The organism is Agrobacterium sp. (assembly GCF_032092815.1).
Classification (GTDB): domain Bacteria; phylum Pseudomonadota; class Alphaproteobacteria; order Rhizobiales; family Rhizobiaceae; genus Agrobacterium.
The window spans coordinates 80460-87780 of record NZ_DAMDBP010000003.1 but is presented as its reverse complement, the minus strand read 5'-3'; the positions used below and the strand labels follow the sequence as shown (position 1 = coordinate 87780).

6 protein-coding genes and 1 pseudogene are annotated in these 7321 nt (G+C 56.3%); 2 read left to right on the top strand and 5 right to left on the bottom strand.

The window, feature by feature from the left end; all coding sequences use genetic code 11:
- Positions 1 to 146: 146 nt before the first annotated feature.
- Positions 147 to 773 (bottom strand): bifunctional nicotinamidase/pyrazinamidase, encoded by a 627-nt coding sequence (gene pncA / locus RT613_RS02320; RefSeq protein ID WP_313612789.1) that lies wholly within the window; start codon positions 771 to 773, stop codon positions 147 to 149.
- Positions 774 to 967: 194 nt separating this feature from the next.
- On the opposite strand from pncA, the gene RT613_RS02315 reads away from it, so the two are divergent.
- Both RT613_RS02315 and RT613_RS02310 read left to right on the top strand, forming a co-directional pair.
- Positions 968 to 2017 (top strand): hypothetical protein, encoded by a 1050-nt coding sequence (locus tag RT613_RS02315; protein WP_313612650.1) that lies wholly within the window; start codon positions 968 to 970, stop codon positions 2015 to 2017.
- Positions 2018 to 2297: 280 nt separating this feature from the next.
- A complete protein-coding gene (locus RT613_RS02310) occupies positions 2298 to 3413 on the top strand; it encodes a DUF2778 domain-containing protein (protein ID WP_313612648.1) in 1116 nt (371 codons plus the stop codon).
- A 19-nt stretch (positions 3414 to 3432) separates the two neighbouring features.
- Here RT613_RS02310 and RT613_RS02305 read toward each other — a convergent pair whose 3' ends face one another.
- The 4 genes and pseudogenes from RT613_RS02305 to RT613_RS02290 all read right to left on the bottom strand — a co-directional run.
- On the bottom strand, positions 3433 to 3855 hold the full coding sequence (locus RT613_RS02305; RefSeq protein WP_313612646.1) for a DMT family transporter: 423 nt from the start codon (positions 3853 to 3855) through the stop codon (positions 3433 to 3435).
- Complete coding sequence (locus RT613_RS02300; RefSeq protein ID WP_313612644.1) at positions 3852 to 4337, bottom strand: DMT family transporter; 486 nt, start codon at positions 4335 to 4337, stop codon at positions 3852 to 3854. Before RT613_RS02300 ends, RT613_RS02305 begins: the two co-directional genes overlap by 4 nt.
- A 331-nt stretch (positions 4338 to 4668) precedes the next feature.
- Complete coding sequence (locus RT613_RS02295) at positions 4669 to 7137, bottom strand: ATP-dependent helicase (RefSeq protein ID WP_313612642.1); 2469 nt, start codon at positions 7135 to 7137, stop codon at positions 4669 to 4671.
- 100 nt (positions 7138 to 7237) lie between these two features.
- Positions 7238 to 7321 (bottom strand): annotated as a pseudogene (locus tag RT613_RS02290) (carboxymuconolactone decarboxylase family protein); the annotation flags it as partial.

Below are 7321 nucleotides of genomic sequence, written 5' to 3'. Positions count from 1 at the left end.
GGCCGCGTTTTTACAATCGCGGCCTGAATGATGCGCTGACCGCCGTGAAAAGGCGCATGGAAGATGCGGCGTCCGATATCGACATCCTGGAAAAAACGATCCCCAGATAAGACAGCACTTGGTGTGTTTTCCGTGTCTGACCGTTGTCAGGCAGCGAGAATATCCTTGCTGGTCACGATGTCTGCGCCCTTGGTCCGCATCGTGGCAATGGCGGCCTTGATGCCTTCCGGGTCAATGCCCCGGCTTGCATCCTCTATAAAACGAACCTTGGTGCCAGGCAGCATTTCCAGCGCATCCTGCACAGAGAAACTGACGCAGTAATCCGTCGCCAGACCGCAGACATCAAGGGTGGTGACACCTTGCCTCGTCAGATAATCGGCAAGACCGGTGACGGCAGCCTGATCGTTGTCACGAAAGGCTGAATAGCTGTCGACAGCCGGGTTTTCACCCTTCTGCTGCACGTAATCGAAACTTTCGGTATTCAAATCCGGGTGGAACTGGGCATCGACGCTGCCCTGTACGCAGTGATCCGGCCACATGACCTGCGGTTTGCCGGAAAGTTCGCCCATCTCAAACGGTTTCATGCCTGCATGTTGCGAAGCGAAACTGCCGTGATTTTCCGGGTGCCAATCCTGTGACGCGACGATCAGGTCATAACCGCCATTTTCAATCAGTGCATTGGCGATGGGAACGATCTTGTCACCCTCGGCAACCGGCAGATTACCACCGGGGCAAAATCCGTTCTGAATGTCGATCAGTAGCAATGCCTTCATCATTGGCTCCTCCGTGGGGACGCTTACATTTTGGGTACGCTGCTTCACGGACGCAATCAAGCCGGAAGTCGATTGTTGCTTTGTGTTTTAGGACTATAAAAAATAACATATTAGAAAATACATATTAAAACGAGAGTTGTATTAACGATAACTAATTTAAATATGTCGCATATACATGAACTTACGAGGGCGGCATGAAAACTGTATCGACTGTTCTGCTTATTTCACTTCTATCAGGCATATCCACGCTACCCTTTGCACGAAATGCATCTGCGCAGACGGCGCCATTGGTCAATGTCTGCTCGGGGCTGAGCGTGGATCTACCTATATTGGAACCGGTTGCTACAACTGTGGTCGACCCTCTGCTGTCAGTGCTGGCGGGCATCATAGACACTGACATTGTCGGAGTTTTGAGTGGTCAGACGATTGGCGTCTCGGTTCTCGATACGGACGGTAACGTTGTCAGCACCACCGACTGCGGTTTGACCGCCAACAATGTCACGGTGGACAACAATTCAGGTGTGTCGATTGGCGGCGGGCAGATTAACGGTCTTGGCAGCACGGCCAATGCCGCGGCATCGGCGGCCGAAGCCAATTCTCTGGCGATTGGTAACGGTGCGACCACAACAGCGAGTGCCGCGAACGCACTCGCTTTTGGTCTAAGAAGCACGGTCAGCGCCACGGATGGCATTGCCATCGGTCGTGACGCGATTGTTGCGGGTGAGGCGGGCATTGCACTGGGAGCCGGGGCAAGTGCCGGCTACAACAACAGCGTGGCAATTGGGGCTGGAGCAACGGCACTTCGTGAGGGGCAGGTGGTGCTTGGTACATCCTCCAACACCTACACCATGGCGGGCATTGGTTCATCGGCCAGTCGCGCCGCACAAACCGGACCTGTGAAACTTGTTACGTCCGACGCGAATGGCAATCTCGCCACCACCGATTTTGATATCGCCAGCCTTACTGGTGACATATCAAGGCTTAAGACAACGGTTGATCGCAACCGCAAGGATGCGAACAAGGGGATTGCCGCTGCCATGGCCATGACTGGCGCACCAACGCCATCAGCGCCAGGCAAGACAGCCTGGGCGACGAACGTCGCCACTTATGGCGGCGAGTTTGCCACCAGTTTTGCCGTCGCCCACATGCTGGATGTTGAATATCCAGTGGTGTTGAATGGCTCTCTCGGATACGCGCCGGGCGGCTCGGTTGGTGTTCAGCTGGGCGTCAATGGCGAGTTCTGAGCGCAACCTGAAAGACCCGTATCGCACAAAAATCCGGGTCTTTTGATTTTATCATGCGGAATGAATCTGCATCGTAAAGGAATTGGTTACCATAATTTGCCATTGTTTTATGTGATCGGCGCTTCCATTGCGGTGGGCCGGTGCAGAGTGCCCGGTTTTTATCTGCGTGTCCGGGAGCAGAGTAACGTGTTGGGTAATGAGTACCATGGCGACTAAGGTTCACACCTTTGGCGAACCCGTATCTTCGGGCCGTAAAAAACGATCTTCCAGAAAAAACAAGGTGATAAGTCCGGTTACCATTGTGTCCGGTGCGGTCATCACGGTTGCTGTGTGGATGGGCTTTACGCTGACGACGATGCAGAGCGTGCATGCATCTTTGACACCGGCGCGCCACACCAAGCCCGACATCAGTATTGCCGCAAACCTGCCGACCGCTTTGCCACCCGGTAGCCATAATGTGCGCATTGCCAAGTTTTCTAGGCTTGGCAAACCAACGGAAGACCAGCGTCGCATGGCAAGCCTGACATCGGAAGGCATCAAGGCTGCTCACAAGCGCAATGAGCTGAGAATTGCCAAGGTGAAAATGGACAAGGCGCTGGATGAAGCAACGCTGGTGGCCAGCGCCGAACCGCTGCTACCTGGTTCAAGTTCGCTGTCTTCAGCGCTGGTTGAAGTACGGCCGGATGCGTCCGCCTCCGCCAATCGCCGTTTTGACCTGATCCTCAACGGTGCAGTCCCTGAGCCCACACCAGCGCCGGCGCTGGAGCAGGCCATGCCGCAGAGCATCCCGCTGCCGTCGTTCCGTCCGCAAATCGCAAAGCTGGCTCCAGCTGATGGGCCGAAGACCGGTACGGAAGCGGTTGAGAAGGAAGTGGCAATGCTGCGTCCGGAAAAACCGTCCATTCCAAGCGTTGCATCACGGCCATCGGTTGCCATGGGGGCCAGAACAGCAGTTTATGAAATTGAGACCGCCACGGTGCATATGCCGAATGGCGAAAAGCTTGAGGCGCATTCCGGCCTCGGTTCGATGCGCGACAACCCGAAATATGTGCATGTGAAGATGAAGGGTTCCACCCCGCCATCCTCTTACAAGCTGACCATGCGTGAAGCCCTGTTCCATGGGGTCGAGGCGCTGCGCCTGACGCCGGAAAGCGGCGTTAACCCGCATGGCCGCAATGGCCTTCTTGCGCATACCTACATGCTGGCAAGACGCGGTGAATCCAACGGCTGCGTGGTATTCAAGGAATATCCGAAGTTCCTGGCGGCGTTCAAACGCGGCGACGTCAATCGCATCGTTGTCGTGCCGCGCCTGGAATCAAAACCTGTGTTCGTGGACAGCAAGGGCAGCAAGGGCACGACCAAAACGCTGGCCAGCCTGTTCTCCAGAAAAGGCTGACCCTGCCTTGAATGTCCTATCAGGAACGGCGCTGGGTTAGCGCCATTCCTGCCATGATCAGCAGCACACCGAGTGCACTTGCCCAGATCTTGGGTGGCTGATTGCTGAACAGATCCAGCACCACACCCGATACCATCTGACCACTGATGACCAGAAGTGCGGTGTTAACCGCACCAATGCGCGGAATGAGCCAGCTTCCGGAGGCGATAAACACCACCCCGATCGGTCCGCCGATAAAGGCATACCAGGGTGCATCCGCCGCACCGTCCGGAAGCAGGCCACCCAGCACCAGACCAAGCGCCGTCAGCACGACAAAACCGACAATATGGTTCCAGAAGGACGCAATCAGCGGTGAGTTCGACAGGCTGAGGCGACCATTGATCTGGCGGCTGAGCGCAACAAACACACCGCCTGTGAAGGCCATGGCGATCCACAGGGTCATGCAGCTCTCCCGACAAGAATGATCAGGGCGCTGCCGCCAAGGATCAGCGCGACGGCGCAGAGGTCGCGCGCATCGGGGCGGCGACGGGGAAGGCCAAAGAACCCCCAGAGATCGGCTGCAAGGCTGAAAATGACCTGTCCACCCAGACCGAGCGCTATGGTGCCAGACAGCGCAAGCGGCGAATTGACGGCGCTTGATGTCAACATGACGATAGCTGCCCCCACAACACCGCCAAGATAGGCCCAGAGAGGTGCCTTGGGTTTGGGTGCTTCACCGGTTTTCGGCTTTTTGTAGAGAATGGCAAGATAGATCAGCGCCGCAACCGTGCCGGTGCCATGGGCTGTCCAGGAGGAGAACATGGCGTTGCCGTAATGGGCCAACATGCCGTTGAAATGCACCATCAGGGTCAAAAGGCAGCCACTGCCAAAGGCGGCCGCCAGATGCAATGGGTTGAGGCGAGGAGAGGTCGTGCTTTGTGTCATGGGAGGCCAATGCTGAAAATCTGATTCAGCTTTAGCCGATATCTGTTTGATACGGAATCAAATTACGTGAATGGGTTGGTCTCCTTGGAGCTGTTTGCTCGGTCTTCATGGAACGGAATGGAAGGCCAAACCGTTTCTTCCCCATGAAACAGACAACACGAAAACCACTTCACCGAATGATTGCCTTCGTGGCAGCCATTTTTACTCTGGCAGTCGTCATTGCCATTATTTATCTCGTCAGCTTTACGCCCGGCGAGGTCTAATAAACATTTGGAACTATGGTATTTCAGGCGTTGAGATGGCCGGGAAATTGGCCCCGGCCATAAATGTCTCAAACCTTTTCCACAAAGCCATCCAGCACGCGTTTCTGTCCAGCACGATCGAAGTCGATGGTCAGTTTGTTGCCTTCAATGGTGGAAATGTTGCCATTGCCGAACTTCATATGAAATACGCGGTCGCCGACCTGAAAACGCGACGGTGTTTCAGAGACTGACTTGGCAACCAGCTCACCATCAATGGTGCGGGATTTCGGGCCGCTTTCGCCATAACCGATCCGTTCGACTGCATGGCCAGAGCGCGTGCCCCAGTTATCACGGGTCGCATCCGAGCGGTTGGCCTGCGCACGTTTCCAGCCCGGTGTGGAATAATCATTGGCGAAGGGATCGGCCTTGTCGAAACGAGATTGTCCGTAACCACCGCGCCCGCCATAACCGCCGTAATTGCTGTCAGAGGCCGCCACGTCGACATGGGTCGCGGGAAGCTCTTCCAGGAAACGCGAGGGCATTGTGGATTGCCACAGGCCGTGAATACGGCGGTTCGAAACGAACCAGATGTGGCAGCGCCGTTTGGCACGGGTCAGGCCGACATAGGCGAGGCGGCGTTCTTCTTCCAATCCCGAACGTCCACCTTCATCCAGCGCGCGCTGGTGCGGGAACAGGCCTTCTTCCCAGCCGGGCAGGAATACGGTGTCGAATTCCAAGCCCTTGGCGGAGTGCAGCGTCATGATAGAAACGGCGTCGAGGTTCTCGTTCTGCTCGGCATCCATGACCAGTGCAACGTGTTCAAGGAAACCGCGCATGCTCTCGAAGGCTTCCATCGAGCGCATCAGTTCTTTCAGGTTTTCCAGGCGTCCCGGCGCTTCGGCTGATTTGTCGGCCTTCCACATGTCGGTATAGCCGGACTCTTCGAGAATCTGCTCGGCAAGCTCGACATGCGGTGTGTTTTCAAGCCGTTGCTGCCAATTTTTGAAAGATTGAATCACATCGAACAGCGCCTTGCGGGCTTTCGGTTTCAGTTCATCCGTTTCAATGATGTCGGCTGCGGCCGCCAGCATCGGAATGTCACGAGCCCGGGCATAATCATGCAGATTGCGGATTGTCGTATCACCAAGGCCACGCTTTGGTGTGTTGACGATACGCTCGAAGGCCAGATCGTCAGCCGGCTGGCAGACCAGACGGAAATAGGCCATGGCGTCACGGATTTCGAGACGCTCGTAGAAGCGTGGGCCACCGATGACGCGGTAGTTGAGCCCAAGCGTTACGAAACGGTCTTCGAACTCACGCATCTGGAAAGATGCGCGCACGAGGATCGCCATGTCGTTGAGATTGTGATTCTGGCGCTGCAGCTGTTCGATTTCTTCGCCAACTGCGCGGGCTTCTTCTTCCGAATCCCAGGCCGCATGCACCATGACCTTTTCGTCATCCGGATCGGTGCGTTCCGTAAACAGGGTTTTGCCGAGGCGACCTTCATTGTGTGAAATCAGATGGCCGGCAGCACCGAGAATATGTTCGGTCGAGCGATAGTTGCGCTCCAGCTTGATGACCTTTGCGCCAGTGAAATCCTTGTCGAAACGCAGGATGTTGTCCACTTCTGCACCGCGCCAGCCATAGATGGATTGGTCGTCATCGCCCACGCAGCAGACGTTTTGCACTTCGCCCTTGGGGCGCTGCGCCAAAAGCCGCAGCCACATATATTGTGCGGTGTTGGTGTCCTGATACTCGTCCACCAGGATGTAACGGAACTTCTGGTGATACTCTTTGAGAATATCCGGATTGCGGCGGAACATGCTGATCGGATGCAGCAACAGGTCGCCGAAGTCGCAGGCATTGAGCGTTCTCAGGCGCGCCTGATAGGCGGCGTAGAGTTCACGGCCCTTGCCATTGGCAAAAGCGCGTGCGTCGCCTTCTGGAATATCCTTCGGGGTGAGGCCCTTGTTTTTCCAGTTGTCGATCATGCCGGCGAATTGTTTGGCCGGCCAGCGTTTGTCATCCAGACCTTCGGCCTGAATGAGCTGCTTGATCAGGCGGATGACATCATCCGTATCCAGAATGGTGAAATCGGAGCGCAGGTCCACCAGTTCGGCATGGCGTCGCAACAGCTTCACGCCGATGGAGTGGAAGGTGCCGAGCCATGGCATGCCTTCGACAGCGCCGCCAACCAGAACGCCGATACGTTCCTTCATTTCGCGGGCGGCCTTGTTGGTGAAGGTCACGGCGAGGATCTGGCTGGGGAAGGCGCGATTGCTTGCCAGAATATGGGCGATGCGGGTTGTCAGTACCCGTGTTTTGCCGGTGCCCGCACCGGCCAGCACCAGAACCGGGCCTTCCAGCGTTTCCACCGCTTCGCGTTGTTCCGGGTTCAGTCCGGAGAGATAATCTACCGGTGCGCGTGCCTGATCACGCGCTGCCATGGCGCGCGCTGCAATGCCAAGACCGCTGCCCTGTTGTGGCGCTGGTGCCTGTTTGCGTGGCTCTGCCGGTTCTTCATCGAAGAACGGGATGTCATCAAAACTGTTGCTCATGCGGCCCAGTGTAGTGATTCGGGGCTGAAAGGCCAGAACCATGTTCTGCTTTTATTCTGGTTCAGAGCATGAAAGCCGCTGTTTTGGGCCTTTTTCTGCCTCAGCTTTTATGCTCGGCATCAAAAGCCGGGTCGACTGGCACCTGCAGGGCGGTGGCAAGCTGGTTGGTTTTGGCGGCAAGCGA

What these genes read in the sequence shown, in the direction of transcription:
- pncA (WP_313612789.1), bottom strand. Translation starts at nt 773, where the DNA reads ATGAAGGCATTGCTACTGATCGACATTCAGAACGGATTTTGCCCCGGT.
- RT613_RS02315 (WP_313612650.1), top strand. Translation starts at nt 968, where the DNA reads ATGAAAACTGTATCGACTGTTCTGCTTATTTCACTTCTATCAGGCATA.
- RT613_RS02305 (WP_313612646.1), bottom strand. Translation starts at nt 3,855, where the DNA reads ATGACCCTGTGGATCGCCATGGCCTTCACAGGCGGTGTGTTTGTTGCG.
- RT613_RS02300 (WP_313612644.1), bottom strand. Translation starts at nt 4,337, where the DNA reads ATGACACAAAGCACGACCTCTCCTCGCCTCAACCCATTGCATCTGGCG.
- RT613_RS02295 (WP_313612642.1), bottom strand. Translation starts at nt 7,137, where the DNA reads ATGAGCAACAGTTTTGATGACATCCCGTTCTTCGATGAAGAACCGGCA.